1 protein-coding gene is annotated in these 571 nt (G+C 60.4%); it reads right to left on the minus strand.

Annotated features, from left to right (window positions below; genetic code table 11):
* The coding region (locus DAI20_RS17675; protein WP_159085155.1) for a hypothetical protein at positions 1–571 on the minus strand (571 nt) is incomplete at both ends.

The following is a 571-nucleotide window of genomic DNA, read 5'->3' on the forward strand; positions in this document are numbered from 1 at the left end:
CTGGAAGGAATAGGCCAGGATCCTGTCGCCCGGGTCGGTAAGTTTCTGCGCGAGCTGCGCAAACTCGGTTGTTTCCGGAATTCTGCGATCGGCCAGCAACTGGTCTTCCTTGGCGCCGCCGACAATCAGTCGAGCCATCAGGATGCAGCACAGTACGAGCAGCAGACCGCGCTGACGGGGGAGCCCCGCCGGGAGCAGGTGCAGGAGCAGCAGCGGCATGGTGAGTGCGACGTAGATATAGCTGAGGCCATGGATGTAAAGGCCGCGAATGAGCATCGAGCCCACTCCCAGTGCGATCAGGATCTCACGCCAGGGAAGTGCTGGGCGTCTGCGCGCAACAGCCGCAAGGGCGGTCACGATGAGACCCAGCAGGAGCAATCCCCCCAGGTCTGATGTTGCCGCGTGGAAGGCGTTTCCAATCAGCTTCAGCAGGCCATGTCCCTCGTTGTACTGTGGAAGGAGTACGGCATTCAGGTAGATGTGGAAGGCAAGGTATCCCTTGACAGAACCTGTCCACACGAGGAGCACGAAGTTGAACGCGATGGCTGCGACGGTCCCGCAAAGTACCTTG

Origin of the sequence: Planctomonas deserti (assembly GCF_003067705.1) — a bacterium.
Lineage (GTDB): Bacteria > Actinomycetota > Actinomycetes > Actinomycetales > Microbacteriaceae > Planctomonas > Planctomonas deserti.